This window comes from Pedobacter sp., from assembly GCF_037719805.1.
Classification (GTDB): domain Bacteria; phylum Bacteroidota; class Bacteroidia; order Sphingobacteriales; family Sphingobacteriaceae; genus Pedobacter.
In genome coordinates this window covers 486,538-503,203 of record NZ_JBBJLZ010000001.1, presented here as the reverse complement: position 1 = coordinate 503,203, position 16,666 = coordinate 486,538, and the positions used below count along the sequence as shown (strand labels likewise).

The window sequence follows — 16,666 nt, the reverse complement described above, 5'->3', positions numbered from 1 at the left end:
TTTATGATGTGATTATTGTTATGATTTTTTAATGAAATACCTGAAGTTCAAATAGAATCCGCGTCCAGGCTTTTGTAGCGCGAAGTTGTCAAACATCGGTTTGTCTGTTAGGTTCTTTGCCTCCAGTGATATGTTGTATCTGCCGTTATCTACGCTGTAGACAAAATTCAAGTCGTGAGAAATCTGTAATGGAATGGCATTTTTATCCTCTTCAGTCGGGTTGCCGAAGCTTGGCCAATCCAACCAGAAACGGTTGACATAAAGCATGTTATAACCGATTGTTAGACTATTACCTTTTTTAAACACATTTCGGAAGGACCCTGAAACATCAGCGTTACCGAACAGGTAAGGAATATTAGGCATTTGATCCAGGTAGACAAGGCTCTCTTCTGGATAATAAGCTTTGGTATTGGGATTCCAGTCATGCTTCTGCATATTCTTTAATACTTGATAGGTGAGCGTACCTCCTGCACTTAACCAGTTCTTATAAGAATATCTGATTTCGCTATCAAAACCAGTCGTACGTACACCATCACGGTTATCAGAAGTTGTGAAGTCTCTCTGAGAGCCGGTCCCGCCAACAAGCCTACTAAAAATGAAGTCTTTAGAGTCTCTATATATAGCGTTTGCAGTAATAGAAAAGTGATTTACTTCGTTTACCTTAAAACCATAGATCACACCCAAATTGTAATTGTTACTCTTTTCGGGCTTCAGTAGTGGATTAGCGGCTTCGTTTTCCAGGTTACCGAAAATCTCGTTCGCTTCCGGCATCCGGTTTGTCAATTCGTACGAACCGCGGATCTGCAGGTTCGGTTTGACATAGTACGCCAGAGCTGTACCATATCCTAATTTATGGTCTAGATTTTTTTGGTTGAAGTTGTTTACGATACTTTTCAGCAGAATATATTTACTGAAAAGATTTACGCTCCATTTACTGTCTACATCATAAGAATAACCAAAACCAAGGACATTTTTGTCCATTTTTTTTGGCACATTGAGTGTGTTGAGATTGGAAAATAATACGTTATCTGATTTTCTATCAAAAGTTGAGAACACGTTATTCACCGCTATTGCCTGGTGCTCTGTAATTTTATAGCTTACCATGGCTGTTGCAAGCCCGTTGTTATTTTTATACTTAATATGTTGTCCTCCGTCATTCTCTCCCATACTTACTTTGGGATCACGGATACCGTCCCAATCGTAATCTGCTCTTGCCGTATCTATAGTCGTCTCATATCCTAGGTTATAGTTCGCGTTAATCGTCACATCTAATCCGGGAATTAAATCTGTCTTCTTGTATTTCAATGAAGGCATTACAATATTTCCGCGCCTGTGCAATTGACCGTAAACCGCTGTAGGCCTGGCTGCAGTTTGCATTTCTTTATAATTCTGACCCAGGGTCATTCCAACCAGGAAGTTATCCGCCCATGATTTTCCAATAACACCAATGTTACCGATCAAAGTTTCATTGTGGTAAACATCATGGAACCTCCGCACTGAGGCCGACTTCTTATCGGCCTGCATATTGTTCTGAAGCAGGGTGGCAATGTTTATCTTATAGTCGTTATCAGAATAATTCTGGAACCCACTCAACTGTACCGTAAATCCATTTTTAGTAGTAGCTGCAGCATTGATCACGCTACGATGCGTATTAAAGGACCCGTAAGAATAAGAAGCGTCTACGTAGTTCCTATTTTTGTTGCCTGTTACTATGTTTACTGCTCCACCAAGAGCATCGGAACCCAGCCACATTGGTACCACACCTTTATAGACCTCTACACGTTCGGCAACATTAATGGGAATGTTATTGAGTTGAAAAGAGGATCCGAAATTGTCCATCGGGATACCATCTATAAAATAACGGATATGCCTGCCTGAAAACCCGTTTAATGATACGCTGAAATTGGAACCCACTCCTCCGGATTCCCTTACTCTAACGCCTGCGACCCGATCCAGGGCACTTGAAATGTCAAGCGTTGTATTGTAAAGCTTAGTCGCGTCAATCGCAGTTACGTTAAAGGCCTGTCTGTTTACTTCCTGTGCCTTCGTGCGTCCGAGTACAGTAATGCCAGACAAATCGTTTTGATTTTCTTTCAGAGTAATGATTAAAGGCTTACCATCAGTCAATGGTAAAGTGATATTTAAGGTTGTTTCAGTATACCCTACATAGGTAATCTTAAGTTTGTACTTCCCTGCTGGAACACCTGAGATCTGGAAGGTCCCATCTTGAGCCGTCACTGCAGATTTTTGAAGAGAAATGATACTTATTCCTGCGCCGGATAAAGGAACACCAGTTGTATTCTTAATAGTACCGCTAAGCATGCTGTTTAGCTGTGCGTGTACCCCAGTGCTCAAAAGCACTAATGCCACTGAAGCAAAAACTATCGAAAGATGTTTGGTAAAAAAATGCATGTATTGTTTGTTCTTATTTAGACTAATTCTTAATATTGCTGCAAATGTAATAGCTTGTTCCTACGGTATATGCAGGAATTAGTACGGATTAAGCAGGAATATGTTTAAAGCAAAAATTAGGAAACAAGAAGAGGAACTATTGGAATGTGCTTTCGAAAGCTCTGACTATCCATTAGTTGCATTAACTATTTCAGATACTTTCTTTAAAAGAAGATTTCTGAAATGGACAGCTGACCAGTCGCCATCCGAGGTTAAAAAGGAAGAGAAATTTCTATTAACAATAATTGTTCCTCAAGCGGTCATCGTGAAGTTTGGTGGGATGGACCATGAGCAGACGTCCGAACTAAGTATAAAACCTACTACTGAACCTTTGTCGCCATTGATGCGTAGCATAATTTCTGATATGTTACTTTGTACTTTTAAACCAGAATTTAAGAAGTCCTATCTCATCACAAAAACCGCCGAACTTTTACTACAAATCCTCTCAGTCGATGCCATTGACATGACCTTATATAATTGGTCTGAACAAGACTTGAAATCTTTGGAAAAAGTGCGGGATTTAATGGCTCAAAATCTGAAGGTTTACTATTCTATTGAAGAACTCGCAGTGCTGGCCGGCATGAATCGCACCAAGTTGCAGCAAGGATTTAAGAATCTATTTAATAAAACGATATATACTTTTTTGCACGACCTAAAAATGACTGAGGCGAAGACACTTTTAAGCCAGCAAAAGGGTTTAAGTCTCAAAGAAGTCGCTGCAATGCTCGGATATAAACATGTGAACCACTTTTCTGTGGCATTCAAGAAGAAGTTTGACATCTCCCCCGCCCTTTTTAGGAAAGTGGCACACATTTTCTGGCCTCTTCTTTATCTCCTTTAAGCCTGGAACCTCTTTCTAATACGCCACGGTGAAACGTTGTCTACTCCTTTATGCCAGCGTTCCCAAGGCGTGTAATATTTTAAAAAGGCATCTTGATTAAGATCTTGTTATTGAGGACAACGGCGTTGAGGAAGCTGCTAAGACATATTCTGGAAGTGTACGAATACCATTGACAAAGACAGCATGTTTAAAGAATGACTCAAACTTCTTTAATACTGTCTTTCCATCTATATCCAGGATGCAAATAATGTGGTTTTCCTGATTTGTTATTTCAACTTGTTTATTTATTAAATCTAGACTGTTTCTGATATAGGCGCTTTTATAACCAAGGTTAGGGTCAAAGTAGATTATTCGATGCATATTAGTCAAAATTATTAGCTGATACGGCTAATATAGTATGAAAAACAGCCTCCATATTAAGTGAGAATACGATTGTAGAGCGGATTGTAAGCTTATTTCTCGGATTTGAGGTAGTATGTGATAATGTATGTAACTATTTGAGAAACATTTATATACAAGAGTAATTGTTAATCTCGGAAGGTAGGTACCCACTTATTGAGCAATTGCTATGAGTTTGCTCCGGGTATTAAAACTAAATCCACATTACAATTTGTCTACAAGAACAATATTAGATAAGTATAAACCCCAATATTTATCAAAAATCACGCTATAAGCTGCTGTTAATTCTTGTTTGTAGTCTAGCTTCATACTGAATTTTACACCACTTTTATATTGTGATTGAGCGAATACTATTGCACCTCCAAAACTTTTGGTTAACAGCTCACTAATAAAGGGATAGTTCTGCCCTATAATTTTAGGGTTGATAACCATTTTTGTAAATAGCAATTCATCCATAATACCATTATAAGTCACAGGTACTTTTCTATTGGCTAAGATAACAAAGCATTTTTGCCCGTTTATTAAGGTATCTCTAACCTTAGCAAAATCTTTTACGCTATAACCGTCTTTAGGTAGAAACGGTTCCGCGATCATTCCGTATCCCAAATCCTTTGACTTAGCGGTAAAGGTTTTGATGTTCTTCTCGATTGGTTCCTTTTTAACGTTAAAACCCATGCCTACGCCACGTGACACGTCAGTTATATAATACCAATCTAGTCGTTTCTCTGAGGTACTATTCGTTTTCCCTGTTTGAAGGTTTGTGTAATCATGTACGAAATCTGTCTTTATTAGTTCTAATACTAAAGAATTGCGAACGAATAAAGAGTCTGACCAAACCATCTGATTTCCTGAAAAAGTTACTGTGGTGGTGTAAAAGATCATAGCCTCCTTTTGTCTTCCCAAGGAAGGAAGATTTTGGCAAAAGCCGTCAAGCGCGACAAAGACCAGTAACAAAAACATCAAGTTAGGCGTTATTTTCATCTGTTATTGTGAGTTATAATTAAATTATTAACTTAATCAAGAACAGGATATGATTATTTGATATGGCTTGCGATCATTTTGTTAACATCAGCACCTCTAAGGTCTTTAGCAATTACTTTTCCATCAGGATCTATTAATACATTTTGAGGGATGGCTGTGATACCAAAACGTACCGCAATTTCCGTTTTAAAACCTTTAACATCACTTACCTGGATCCATGGTAATTTATCCTGGTCGACAGCTCTCATCCAGGCTGCCCTTGTTTCATCCAAAGAAACCCCGACGATCTCGAAATTTTTATCTTTCAGTTCATTGTATGCTTTTAGCATGAAAGGATTTTCGGCACGGCAAGGTACACACCAACTTGCCCAAAAATCTACCAGCACATATTTCCCTTTTAGCGAGGAGAGTTTAAACTCTTTACCGTCTTTATCAGGAAGAGTAAAATCAATAGATTTTCCTATAGCAAACTGCTTCGCCTTATTGTACTTATCCGTAATTTTTTGACCGCTAAAACTAGTTAGTACCCGTGGAGTAAGGGCGGTATACATTGGGTCAAATTTGACGACATCGATCACCATCATTTTGTTACTTAATATCAAATCGGCAGTGATATAAGAATCAGGGTGACTGGCGATAAAGTTGTCAAGCGTAGATTCCATCTTAGCCACTACTGGTTTAGCATCAAGAGAGATTTGCTTCAATGCGGCAGAGTCTTTCGCGGCACTTGCTTTATAATAGCGGGTCACGATTTGCTGGTATTGTTTCTGAACCGGATCCATCTGGGCATGATAGTCCAGATTCTCCTTTTGAACTTTGGTTCCCGAAATAGCAGATGATGAAAGGCTATCTTTTCCTGCAACTATAGTATTGCCTTTTTCCAAATAGAACTCTTTAAAATCGGACGCTCTTCTCTTTTTGGTAGTATCTCTGGCAACTGGCCTTAGTTCCAGGTATGACCTGTTTCCAAAAGCTGTAGTACCAGTGATTTTAAATTTACCGTTTGTTACCAGGGCACTGTCTTTTGCAGACTTACCTTCGTTATTTACATAACTTAACAACACCATCTTACCTGGCCCTGCTTGAGGAAGTGTGCCGGTTATGGTAAATTTGTCTTGTGCCATACTAATTGTTGTCAATAAGCTAAACACGATGGATATTAGAGTTTTTATGTGGAGTTTCATATTATAATTATTTAATGTATTGTACTACTTTATATAAGTTTTCAATTTCTCCAATAGGTCTTCACCTCTGAGATTTTTCGCTATAATCATCCCTTGAGGGTCGACTAATACGTTTTGTGGTACGGAATTAACGCCATACATTAACGCAACCTCGTTTTTCCAATATTTAAGATCACTAACATGAATCCAAGGCATACCATCTTTTTTAATCGCCGCTTCCCATTCCTTTTTACCAGCATCAAGCGAAACGCTTACAATCTCAAAGTTTTTATCTTTCAATGCATTGTAGGCTTTAACTACGTTTGGATTCTCTGCACGGCAGGGCACACACCAGCTAGCCCAGAAATCAACCAGTACATATTTTCCTCTTAAACTAGAGAGTGTAAAGGGCTTGCCTTCAATATCATTTTGAGTGAAGTCGGTAACCTTTGAACCAGTTTGGCGTCTTTTGCCAATCTCTAGTTTCTCTATAGTACGCTTACCCAATGGCGAAGCTTTTAAGCTTGGCGAAAACCGGTTAAACAAAGGCTCTACCTTCGCTGACTCGAACTTACTGTCGAGAACATTCATATGATAGGTATATAAGCCCATGAAAGAGTTTACATGCGTTTCTGCAAACTTTACATGAAGGTCTTTAATGGCAACAACGAGTTTTCCGATGCTATCGGAAGCCTTCTTTCTTTCTTCCAGTGATTTGATATATGCACCATCTTTCGATTTTGCACCAGTCACTTTTTGTAGTTGCATGATGGATCTAATAAGAGGACTGACCTGTGCTTGTTCCTCCTGATATTCGCGATTAGAAACCGAACCAGTAATGACCGCATTTTTGATAGAATCCTTACCCATTACAGAGATCTTCGAATTTTCTAGAAAGAAGCCCTGGCTATCTCTTGAATTACCATTTTTTGGTGCATCAGCGCGTTTCACTACAAGCATAACCTGCTGCGCTTCGGGCACACTGCCATTAAATTGAAATTCGCCATCTATTATTTCCACCGAATCGGTTTCTTTCCAGGAGTCGCTTTGTAAGGTGACAAGAAAAGCCTTCGCTGAAACTTTTATAGCAGGAAGCTTGCCAGAAATAGTATAGGTTTTTTGCGCCATCGCCATGAAAGGCAGCATGAGCAATATGAATAAGTATTTTTTCATGTTTGGTTTAAATTAATTTCTTAATACAATTCCGCTAACAAAGCAAACACTATATGAAACTCCGCCAGATAAATAGGGGGCTGCAGCCAATACGGTAAAGCGTAAATATCTGGCTGTAGTTAGTGAAGGCAAAGTTAGCGTCTGTTTTCGCTCCGCATTTTTAATGTCTACTGCATAAGTGCCCTTATCCACCCAAGTAGTATTGTTTAAGCTTGTTTCTACCTTGACAGAAGTAGTATTGCCGCCTAGAGTTGCATAATTTATCGCCGTTGGAAAGAAATAATCTAATCCTGAAAAAGTAACAGCCCTTCCAAAATCAGCGTTTACCCATTGTGGTAAAGATTGAGAAATGTTACTTAACCAATACGTCCCTAATGTATTTGCATCCACCGCGTTGTTCGCTACATTGGCTCCGTTAACAGACGATGCAGTTGCGCTTACAGTAAAACCAGTATGATCTACGTAAAGTGGTTCTCCTGTATTAAATACATAATATACAACCCTTCGGGTTGCCGGGTCCTGCGGCTGACCATCAACAGCGGAAATGACAAGGGGAAGCACGTATGTACTACGTGCCTTAAATGTTGGCTGAACATTGAGGTTTAAAATTGCTGCTTCCGAAACTGAGGAACCGGCCGCAATGGTTGCGATTGGCTTGTAATAAAGGTAATTTGCCAAAGGAAGCAGAATTGCACTATTTCCATACTTCAATCTGTAAGCGGCAATTTTAGTCGTGTCTACTGCAAACGTGACATAATGTATATCGGAAGATGTATTACCCTGTAATGAAGCTTTTATTTCAAAACTAACCACTCTTACATTTTTAATTTCAATAGGTGTTGCCACGACTTCTGTCGACGCCGGCAAATCGAATGTGACACTGCCTTCTGACAGGACTTCGCGACTGGCTTTATCTTTTTTGCAGGCCATTAACAATAATATTAATGAACAAACTGCTATAATACTAAATTTAAATGCTTTCATGTTTCTGGACTTAATTTGGATTCTGTATCATATCCGGGTTAAAATTCATTACCTGATAAGGTATTTGAAGAGTGTACTTGTTGCTGTGTGGCTCCAGTGTAGCAACAATCCCACCTTGAGCATTGTATCGGTACACAGTCTCCATCTTACCTTCTTTGTCTAAACGGCGCATATCAAACCAGCGTAGTCCTGCAAAGCCCAATTCGTGATTTCTCTCAGATAAGATTTCCTGAAGAACGTTCTCCTGTATAGTTGAGCTATATTTGACATAGCTTGCTGTAGCAAATCTGTTTTTACGAACTTCATCCAGATACTGTAAGGCCGTGCTTAAGTTGTTAGCACGTACAGCACATTCTGCGGCAATCAGTTTCATCTCTTGCACAGAGGTGCCGGTATTCGTGTAAAAATAATTGGTCGCCGGGGAGACCACTGGAGGGGAATATTGCGTCCCACCTCTTGTTGTAAACCTAAAAGCATCAGTACTGGTGTAAAGCTTTCTAACCCTTAAATCGTTAGCGGCAAAGGTGCGCATATAGTCAAGGGTGGCGGAAACTGAGAACACAAGGCTCATACGCCCATAAATTACATCGGTTTGTGCACCCAACATATTAGTAGCCGGGTTAGCCCCGTTTAAATCAAGCATCGCAGCTTTAGTATTCGCTAATGCCAATTCTGCATATTTTTGCGCTTGTGGGTAGTCCAGGGCGTAAAAATATAACCTGGATAATAAACTATATGCAGAAGCTACCGATCCGCGAAACCGGTTTATGCTGTTATCAGGTGGGAGATTTGGAATAGCGATGGCCATATCATCGATAATGTGCTGATATACATCAGCAACGGTTGCGCGCGGGGGAGTTTTTTGGCTCACATCATTCGATGTCACAAAAGGCACCGCCAAGTCTGTACTCGCTGTAGTTGCATCGTACACTTTAGCATACTCATTAAGCAGGTAAAAATATTCCAGCGCCCTGCCTAAATAGGCTTCAGCCTTAAGCGATTTTTTTTGCCCTGCTGTTCCGCCTGTCGCATCATCTATTCCTACAAGTACGGTATTAAAGGCATTGATCTTAGCATAATGGTCACCCCATATGATAGGTGCTGTGTTGATGTCAAATGAATACTGTGGAGACCATGTGTATAGTAGCTCAGTTGAAATAGTAGGTGGTGTAGTAATGTTTACGAAATCTGTATTATCGCCAAGATAGTTTATAATACATTGCTGTCCACCAACCCCCAAAACGAGTGATGGGTCGTTCATCCATTGATCGTAGTCGTTCACAGTTGTTAGTAGCCTTCTTCCTTTTGGTGTTATATCTAGATACTTATCGCAACCTACAGATAGCAAGCATATAAATACTAAAATTGCGAGGTGTTTAAAATCTTTCATTTTTCTAATATTAAAAATTGGTAAAAAGGCCAATCGTGTAAGTGGGCGTAACGTATGATTTTGCATAGTTTCCAGTACCCATACTAAACTTGTATCTATTCAATCCAACGGAATACAAATTGGATCCCTGCGCTTTGATCGAGAAATTTCTAAAACCCGAATTCTTCATAAACTTCAGTTTATCCAAGCTATAGGATACGGTCAGATCTCCGAGCGTGATATAATCACCATGCACCACGGATTGCTCAGACCAGTTATACGTATTGTTTGAATTGTTACTCGTTAGAATGGCATTTAGGCTCGGTATATCAGTTTTCGATTCATCACCAGGTACTTTCCAATAATTACCTGATCCTTCAAATGCCCTCGGAGCAGATGGGTTAGGTCTTGGCACTCTTACCTTAAACCCACCGTAATAATTTACCATAGCGAAAAAGTAAAAATCCCCAATGTCAATGCGGTTACTTAGTCCTGCATTAAGAGTTGGAATAGATGAACCCAAATAATGGGTTAGCCCTGAAGTTTCGCTCGCCATTGCCGCCGCAGTAGCATTTCCTAATAAATTAACGTTCGTTGCGAGCAGATTACCATTAGGATCTCTGACAAGAGGATACCCCGTATTATCGAGCCCTGCGTAATCATAACCAAACATTGCACCGACCGGGAAATTCTTTACATAACCCAACGCATTTAACGCCTCAGGAGTGTAGCTTCCTTTTCGGTAAACCTCTAATACTTTGCTAGTGTTGCGGGCAACCACAATGCCGGTATTCCAGTTGAAATTATTTGTAGATATCCAGTCTGCATGTAAGCTAAGCTCCAAACCCTGATTGCGGATATTGGCTTGGTTAATTAGTGTGGGACTTACACCGAGTGTAGGGTCAATTAAAACGTTTCCTAACAAATCAGTACTATTTTTCTGGTAGTAGTCTAAAGATCCGCTGATGTTTTTAAAGACATCGAAATCTAAACCCACATTAAAGTTTTGAGTTTGTTCCCAGCGCAAGCTACTGTTTGCGTAAGAGAGTAACCCAAGGGGTTGATTAGATGCTGGAATATAAGGATTAACTGTTGATATGGCGATTACTTCCGGTAGAGATAGTTTAGCTACGTTACCATTGAAGCCGTAAGCGGCCCGTAGTTTGAGCTGATTTATCCAGGTTACGTCCTGCAAAAATTTCTCTTTATGAATATTCCATGCTGCACCTAACGACCAGAGTGGTTTATATTTATACTTAGGGTTTGTACCAAAAAGGTTGGACTGATCTATACGTATACTTCCTGTGAGTGAGTAAGTATTTTTATAGGAGTAAACGATGTTGGTGTAACCTGATAGAAAACGGTCCTCAGTAGATTGTTGATTGAAAAACTCATTTATTCTACCAGTGTACGATGGTGATGAAATTAAACTGCCTTTGACTGTTGTTGACCCTAAATTTATTAAGCCAAAATCTACTCCCTGCAATGCCAATGTTTCATCATTGTACCCAAAAGCTGACGTCAAATTGCCCTGATTTATGAAATCTCTAATTTCTGCACCTAATATGGCATTGAAGGAATGATCTCCAAAGACTTTATTGTAATTCAATTGTGTACGACCGGTATAACTTGATGTGCTTCCATTTTGCTGGCGTAAGAAGGAGCCAAAGGGGATGCTATATTTGAGCGAACCATCTGCATTTCTAATTGTATAAGAGTTGATAGCTTGTTTCAATTCAGAAGATTGCTGGCTGGCGAGATGATTGTTATCAAATCGAGAAGTTTCATAAATCCCTCCAAATGATAAGTCAAAACCAGCGCCCAGCAGGTATCTGAAGTTGGCGTTAGTACGGTTATTAACGGTGCGTGATTTATCCCGAATCTCATTAAAATCAATAAGGGGATAATACCTATTATCTTGAAATCCTTGAGACATTAGGAAGCTATTGAACGGTTGAGAAATGCTTGATCCAATCATTGGGGCAGGATTACCATTTACATCCTGATAACGTTCAAATGGAACCGCAGAATTTACACCCGGTACTGGGGCACTGTTAGACCGTTGCTCTTGATATTCTGTTATTAATTCGAGGGAAAGTTTCTTGGATAATTTTAATGTAGTGCGACCGGTAAGAGAGAACCTGTTGTCATTGTTCTTCAACTGCGACTGTAAGTTACCAGTATAGTTAGCCGTAATATAGTACAAGGCATTATCGTTACCTCCGGAAACATTGAAATTATGCGTACGGGTTACTGCGGTGCGAAGAAATAGGTTACTATAATCCTGAAGATTATCATAGCTTGACATTTCAGCAAGAGTACTTGCTGCCTGATCAGCAGTGATTACACTACCTGCAGCCTGAGCTAATATGTAATAAACCGGAGATCGGGTAATACGTCCCTGTGCCGCGGAAAATAATAACCCATAAGATTGACTATTTACATTTGCCGCCTGAGTAGCTGCCCAATACCCTACATTAATTGCTGATGCATCTTTAGCCCAGCGATATCGTGAATAATCCTCTTTGGGGGTTAAACCAAAAGTGCTTCTAAATGTGAATTGGGGCTTTCCTGCAATTGCCTGCTTCCTTTCTATCACGATTACTCCATTAGATGCTCTTACGCCATATACCGTTGCAGCTGCAGCATCTTTAAGAATAGTCACCGATTTAATCTCGTTGGGATCAATCATGTCCAGCGTAAGATCTGTTGGGAAACCGTCAATTACAATCAGTGGAGTTTGATTGGCAGACATAGTAGAGATACCTCTTATGTTAAACAGTGGTCTTGAACTGGAAGTTGCAGAGCCTGGTAGTGTACTATTAAATTGGACATTATTATTAATCATTAGACCAGGTAATCTGTTCACCAATCCATCCAAGAAATTTGTGCTGATCCTGGATTCGTAGGCTTTTGTAGTAATTTGTGAAACTGCACCCGTACTTTGTTCTGGTTTGATTTTTTGATAACCCGTATTTACAGTTACAGCAACTTCCTGCAGTTTTCCTACATCAACAGACATGCGTATTATGCCAAGATCTCTTGCCGATGTGATCTCTAATTGGGTATAGCCTACATAACTGATCACTAAAGTCACCCCCTCTGCTACATTTTGAAGCAGGAAAGTGCCATCCGTTTTAGTCCTGGCAAAAGTTTTTTGACCTTTCACCATTACCGTGGCACCCACGAGTGGAGCTCCACTTACAGAATCCACCACTTTTCCAGTAGCGTCAACCGCAAGAAACCTGTCCAGAACGTTTTCCAAAAAGTTCTTTGCCTTCGGTTTTAGAGTAACCGTGTTGTTGTTGATTTCATAGGCAATTGGCTGCTTTTCGAAAATCTCATCCAACACTTTTTTAAGCTCGACATTTTTAACCTTAATATTAACAGATGTTGCTTTGTCAAGTAGTGCTCCGGGAACTATAAAATTGTATCCGCTTTGTGTTCTTAGGTTCTTAATAATATCTTCAAGCGAGGCATTAGCTTTATTTAAGCTAATCTTTTGTGCGAAGCTAGCAGCACTAACCTGCATGATCGCGGCTATTAATATCACGGTGGTTAATCGCATAATCAGCCATAGTTTATGGACAAACTTCCGTTTGCCCTGGTTCGTTTTTCGTTGTTTATTTAACACTTCATTCGGTTTGTGACAAAGACTTAGCGGCCAGTGTAATACCGTCAACATTGCTATAATTAGCAGAATTGTCTAAGTTTGTTTGTCTGGTTAATTGCAGTCTGCCGGCGTTCTTAAGCTTCAGGCATCTGCGGTTCGGTTGATAATCTTTTCATCAAGGCCATTCTTACCATATCCTGACTGCAATCAGGGTATGGTTCTTATCCAACCTTGGTTCTTTTGTTGGCTTTTCTATCGTATGGTTTTCTGCATAAGGTTGGTTTAGGTGGTTAGGTCAATTAATATTTATCGGAGCACATATATTTTTCTTCCCTCTATTTTAAAATGTACATCTCCCGTAGCTTCAAGTGAAATCAAAACTTTTGATATATTGTCGAATCTGGATACTGATCCCCAAAACGTACCTGACGGAATCTCTTCGTTATAAATTACTTCCACGTTATACCAACGGGAGATCATCTTCATAATTTCTTTGATATCCAGGCGGTCAAATACGAAATTGTTGCTCTTCCAGGCAACTGCAAACTCCGGATCTACCTGACTCAATTTGATATTTCCGCTACTATTGAATGCTTGATCTCCTGGCGCCAATATTTTCGAATGCCCCTGGTCGGTAATTTTAACACTCCCCTCTAACAGCGTAGTCCGGTATGCTTTTTCATCGGGATAGGCATTTACGTTAAAATGAGTTCCTAAAACCTCTACAGTTTGATTTCCGCTCTCTACAATAAAGGGATGGTCTTTATCTTTAGCAACTTCAAAATAGCCTTCACCTGTCAGTTTAACTTTCCGTATTCCATTCGCAGTTAGCGATGGATTGTAGGTCAAACTTGAAGCAGCATTGAGCCAAACTTTTGTTTGATCGGGAAGGGTTAGTATAAACGTTTCGCCAATTGCAGTAGTTAGAGTATTTAGCGCATTGGAACTGTTCTGCCCGGATTGAGCCTGATAAACGACTTGCCCATCCGCCGTTTTTGAAATGGATAAACCGGACTTCTTCATCACTTCCCCGATAGCTAAATCTTTTAGACCAACTTTTTTCCCATTTGCCAAGGTCAATGTGGCCCCGACTTTCCCTGGAGGGAGGTCATTTGCAAGAAGGTGCGCGTATTTGGATTCTTTTTGACGTCCAATGAAGAGATATGTAGCGAAGGTAATAAGTAAGATTGCGGCTACCGCTGCAATGCGGGTCCACAATTGTATAGCGCTTTTTTTAGTAGATGTGATTGGAATCACAGCAGTATGAGCTTTGACTTGGTGAAGTATAGCTTCCCAAGCAGGATCATAGTTAGCTGCAAAGGGCGTGTCATTAAGTTCAGCATCTAAGATGTCAGTTACCTCTGCATCATTCTCACTCAACGCGATCAGATTAAAAAGAAGGGTAGTCTCCTGAACGGAGGCTTCGCCTTCAATATATTTTGAAAATAATTCTTTAATGGATGGATTTATCGGCATTGGATCATTGTAACAGCCGCTTATTTCAAGGGCTTTATATAGATAAGTACTATAACTACCTATATGGGACTACTTGACTTAAAAAGAAACTTATAAATTCCTATAATACAGCGATATAATTATTAGTCCGGTAAGCAATCCAGCCTGCCCATCAAGGAAATTACGAATATGCTTCGTCGCATGTACCATTTGATTTTTTACAGTATTCTTGGATATCTTCAACTTTTCAGCAATTTGCTCGTGACTAAGACCTTCGTTTCTGCTTAATTCCCATATCATGCGCCGCTGTACGGGCAATTGTGCTACAGCGGCTTTAATGGAAGCTACACTTTCTCTGAAGATGATGCGTTCTTCGGTTTCATTCGTAGAGGCACTTTCATAATTAGTGATGGTTTTTAGTATTCTAGTGTCATTGGCAACCTTTTTTAGGTACTTAAGGGCTTGCCGGTTGGCGATGCTAAAAAGATATGAAGTGGGATGGGTAACTTCGGCAAAGGCTGTTCGATTAATCCAGATGTTAACAAAGATATCCTGAATCAGTTCTTCTGCTAATTCCGGAACCCTGACCAATTTCAATACGAAAGGAAAAAGTCTCTTAGAGTAGTGTCTGTAAATGGTTTCGAAAGCATGTTCATCACCCTTAGCAAAATTTGCGAAAAGCTCAACTTCGTCAACCAAATTATAAACCATTTCCTTCATTTCTGCTTTTTTTTCATGCGATATCCTGAAAACACCTGAAACTTGTAGCCAATGTACGAGAATTCTAAGAATCTGCGAGGCTCAGTGTTCTAGAACTAACGAAACAATCATCATTTGACCTTAGAAACTGAACAGAACGTAAACTATAGTCATTATGTTATCACGAAAATGGTTAAGGTCTATCTACTATCGGTATTGTTTGAATTTAATCAATTCATTTGCTTGAATTTATCTTCTGTATACTTATTAAACATGCAAAAAAGGCTATCATCAAAATGTATACATCAAGTATTGCTGGCCTTCATTTCTTACTTGGGCTGATATGAGCCAATAAGAACCAATAATGGGCCAATAAATTATAACAGCGTATAATATGATCCAGGACCTACGCCCTGTCTTTCAATTAGCTTCAATATGATTAATTTGTCAAGCATTCTTTTGACTGTTGAATTTGAAATTGCCAACTTTTTAGCCATCTCGCTAGTTTTAATTCCAGCATTGCGCTCTACAATATAGAGTAGCTGTTTTTCCTTAATTGAAATACTTTGCTCAACACCGTAAGTATCTAGTTTGATCATCAAAGCTTGTTGAATATTTCTAAGACTGGACAGAAAAAAAATAACCCACTCCGTAATGTTCTCCCCTGGTCTCTGTGCCTGACAAGCTCTTAGCACTCTGTAATATTCTGTTTTTTGGCTTTCAATTTCATGTTCAAAACTTACGTATCTAATCCACTGATAACCGCTTTTTCTTAAAAGAAGTGTAGCAAGCAATCTGCTTAACCGTCCATTTCCGTCTTGAAAAGGATGTATAGAGACAAATTCGTAGCAAAACAATGCAGACTTAACCAGTGGATGGGTTTCTTTATCAGCGTCAAACCAGAACATCATTGCACGCATTGCATCTTCAGTAGCGAACCCGGGAGGCGTGGTTTGAAAAATGATCTGACTGGTCCCATCAGGCAGGTGAGCTTCAACAGCGTTAGTGTGTTGTTTATAGTTTCCTTTATGCCATTTGTCTTTCTGGCTGTATTTCAAAAGCTGGTTGTGCAAATTTTTCAAACCGTTTTCTGAGACTGGCAAATGTTCATAGCCTTCATCAACTAAATCAAGGACTTCAAAATAACCAACAACTTCCTGCTGATCACGCTCCTCAAGCATAGAAACATCTATATTTTTTAGAAGCACATCAACCTCGACATCGCTTAATTTGGATCCCTCTATCCGTGTCGATGCTCCCACACTCCGGACAGTAGCAATTGATTTCAATTCTTTAAGGCTTTGACCTTCTTTTCTTTCAATTGCTTTCCAAGAGGCATCAAAACGATCTATGTCGCTGATCAGGGTAATCAATTTCCAATCCAAATTCAGTGTTTCGGTATGTATATTAACTGAGCTCACATACAAATATAATAAAAGCACTTAAAATGAACCGATATGGTCCGATAAGAATCGAAAATGAGCCGATAGCTAACTAGAATAAAACTCGTATAACCCCCTGCCGGATGTTTAGGCCCC

General features: G+C 39.6%; 12 protein-coding genes. 1 reads left to right on the top strand and 11 read right to left on the bottom strand.

Annotated features, from left to right (window positions below):
• Positions 1-18: 18 nt before the first annotated feature.
• Positions 19-2,412 carry a TonB-dependent receptor gene (locus tag WKF66_RS02340; protein WP_489672793.1) on the bottom strand — a complete coding sequence of 798 codons (2,394 nt, stop codon included), beginning with the start codon at positions 2,410-2,412 and terminating at the stop codon, positions 19-21.
• A 100-nt stretch (positions 2,413-2,512) separates the two neighbouring features.
• Between WKF66_RS02340 and WKF66_RS02335 the strand changes: the two genes are divergently transcribed.
• Positions 2,513-3,292: a helix-turn-helix domain-containing protein gene (locus tag WKF66_RS02335; protein ID WP_489672792.1), complete on the top strand. Its 780-nt coding sequence runs from the start codon at positions 2,513-2,515 to the stop codon at positions 3,290-3,292.
• 96 nt (positions 3,293-3,388) lie between these two features.
• Here the strand turns inward: WKF66_RS02335 and WKF66_RS02330 are convergent, their stop codons facing one another.
• The 10 genes from WKF66_RS02330 to WKF66_RS02285 form a co-directional block, all read right to left on the bottom strand.
• Positions 3,389-3,652 carry a hypothetical protein gene (locus tag WKF66_RS02330; RefSeq protein ID WP_489672791.1) on the bottom strand — a complete coding sequence of 88 codons (264 nt, stop codon included), beginning with the start codon at positions 3,650-3,652 and terminating at the stop codon, positions 3,389-3,391.
• A gap of 243 nt (positions 3,653-3,895) precedes the next feature.
• Positions 3,896-4,672: a hypothetical protein gene (locus WKF66_RS02325; RefSeq protein ID WP_489672790.1), complete on the bottom strand. Its 777-nt coding sequence runs from the start codon at positions 4,670-4,672 to the stop codon at positions 3,896-3,898.
• 53 nt (positions 4,673-4,725) lie between these two features.
• Positions 4,726-5,856: a redoxin domain-containing protein gene (locus WKF66_RS02320; protein ID WP_489672789.1), complete on the bottom strand. Its 1,131-nt coding sequence runs from the start codon at positions 5,854-5,856 to the stop codon at positions 4,726-4,728.
• A gap of 24 nt (positions 5,857-5,880) precedes the next feature.
• A complete protein-coding gene (locus tag WKF66_RS02315; RefSeq protein WP_489672788.1) occupies positions 5,881-7,008 on the bottom strand; it encodes a redoxin domain-containing protein in 1,128 nt (375 codons plus the stop codon).
• 12 nt (positions 7,009-7,020) lie between these two features.
• Positions 7,021-7,992, bottom strand: coding sequence for a discoidin domain-containing protein (locus WKF66_RS02310; protein ID WP_489672787.1), 972 nt, complete (start codon positions 7,990-7,992; stop codon positions 7,021-7,023).
• Positions 7,993-8,002: 10 nt separating this feature from the next.
• Entirely contained in the window at positions 8,003-9,382 is a 1,380-nt protein-coding gene (locus tag WKF66_RS02305; RefSeq protein ID WP_489672786.1) for a RagB/SusD family nutrient uptake outer membrane protein, read from the bottom strand.
• Positions 9,383-9,392: 10 nt separating this feature from the next.
• On the bottom strand, positions 9,393-12,929 hold the full coding sequence (locus WKF66_RS02300; protein ID WP_489672785.1) for a SusC/RagA family TonB-linked outer membrane protein: 3,537 nt from the start codon (positions 12,927-12,929) through the stop codon (positions 9,393-9,395).
• Between the two features lie 351 nt (positions 12,930-13,280).
• Positions 13,281-14,450 (bottom strand): FecR family protein, encoded by a 1,170-nt coding sequence (locus WKF66_RS02295; RefSeq protein ID WP_489672784.1) that lies wholly within the window; start codon positions 14,448-14,450, stop codon positions 13,281-13,283.
• 90 nt (positions 14,451-14,540) lie between these two features.
• Positions 14,541-15,149, bottom strand: a complete 609-nt coding sequence (locus WKF66_RS02290; protein ID WP_489672783.1) for an RNA polymerase sigma factor — start codon at positions 15,147-15,149, stop codon at positions 14,541-14,543.
• Positions 15,150-15,505: 356 nt separating this feature from the next.
• The gene (locus tag WKF66_RS02285) at positions 15,506-16,549 is read right to left on the bottom strand and encodes a Fic family protein (protein WP_489672782.1); all 1,044 of its coding nucleotides are present in this window, start codon (positions 16,547-16,549) and stop codon (positions 15,506-15,508) included.
• Positions 16,550-16,666 lie beyond the last annotated feature (117 nt).

Coding starts and splice junctions, on each gene's coding strand:
- WKF66_RS02340 (WP_489672793.1), bottom strand. CDS start 2,412: ATGCATTTTTTTACCAAACATCTTTCGATAGTTTTTGCTTCAGTGGCA.
- WKF66_RS02335 (WP_489672792.1), top strand. CDS start 2,513: ATGTTTAAAGCAAAAATTAGGAAACAAGAAGAGGAACTATTGGAATGT.
- WKF66_RS02330 (WP_489672791.1), bottom strand. CDS start 3,652: ATGCATCGAATAATCTACTTTGACCCTAACCTTGGTTATAAAAGCGCC.
- WKF66_RS02325 (WP_489672790.1), bottom strand. CDS start 4,672: ATGAAAATAACGCCTAACTTGATGTTTTTGTTACTGGTCTTTGTCGCG.
- WKF66_RS02320 (WP_489672789.1), bottom strand. CDS start 5,856: ATGAAACTCCACATAAAAACTCTAATATCCATCGTGTTTAGCTTATTG.
- WKF66_RS02315 (WP_489672788.1), bottom strand. CDS start 7,008: ATGAAAAAATACTTATTCATATTGCTCATGCTGCCTTTCATGGCGATG.
- WKF66_RS02310 (WP_489672787.1), bottom strand. CDS start 7,992: ATGAAAGCATTTAAATTTAGTATTATAGCAGTTTGTTCATTAATATTA.
- WKF66_RS02305 (WP_489672786.1), bottom strand. CDS start 9,382: ATGAAAGATTTTAAACACCTCGCAATTTTAGTATTTATATGCTTGCTA.
- WKF66_RS02300 (WP_489672785.1), bottom strand. CDS start 12,929: ATGCGATTAACCACCGTGATATTAATAGCCGCGATCATGCAGGTTAGT.
- WKF66_RS02295 (WP_489672784.1), bottom strand. CDS start 14,450: ATGCCGATAAATCCATCCATTAAAGAATTATTTTCAAAATATATTGAA.
- WKF66_RS02290 (WP_489672783.1), bottom strand. CDS start 15,149: ATGAAGGAAATGGTTTATAATTTGGTTGACGAAGTTGAGCTTTTCGCA.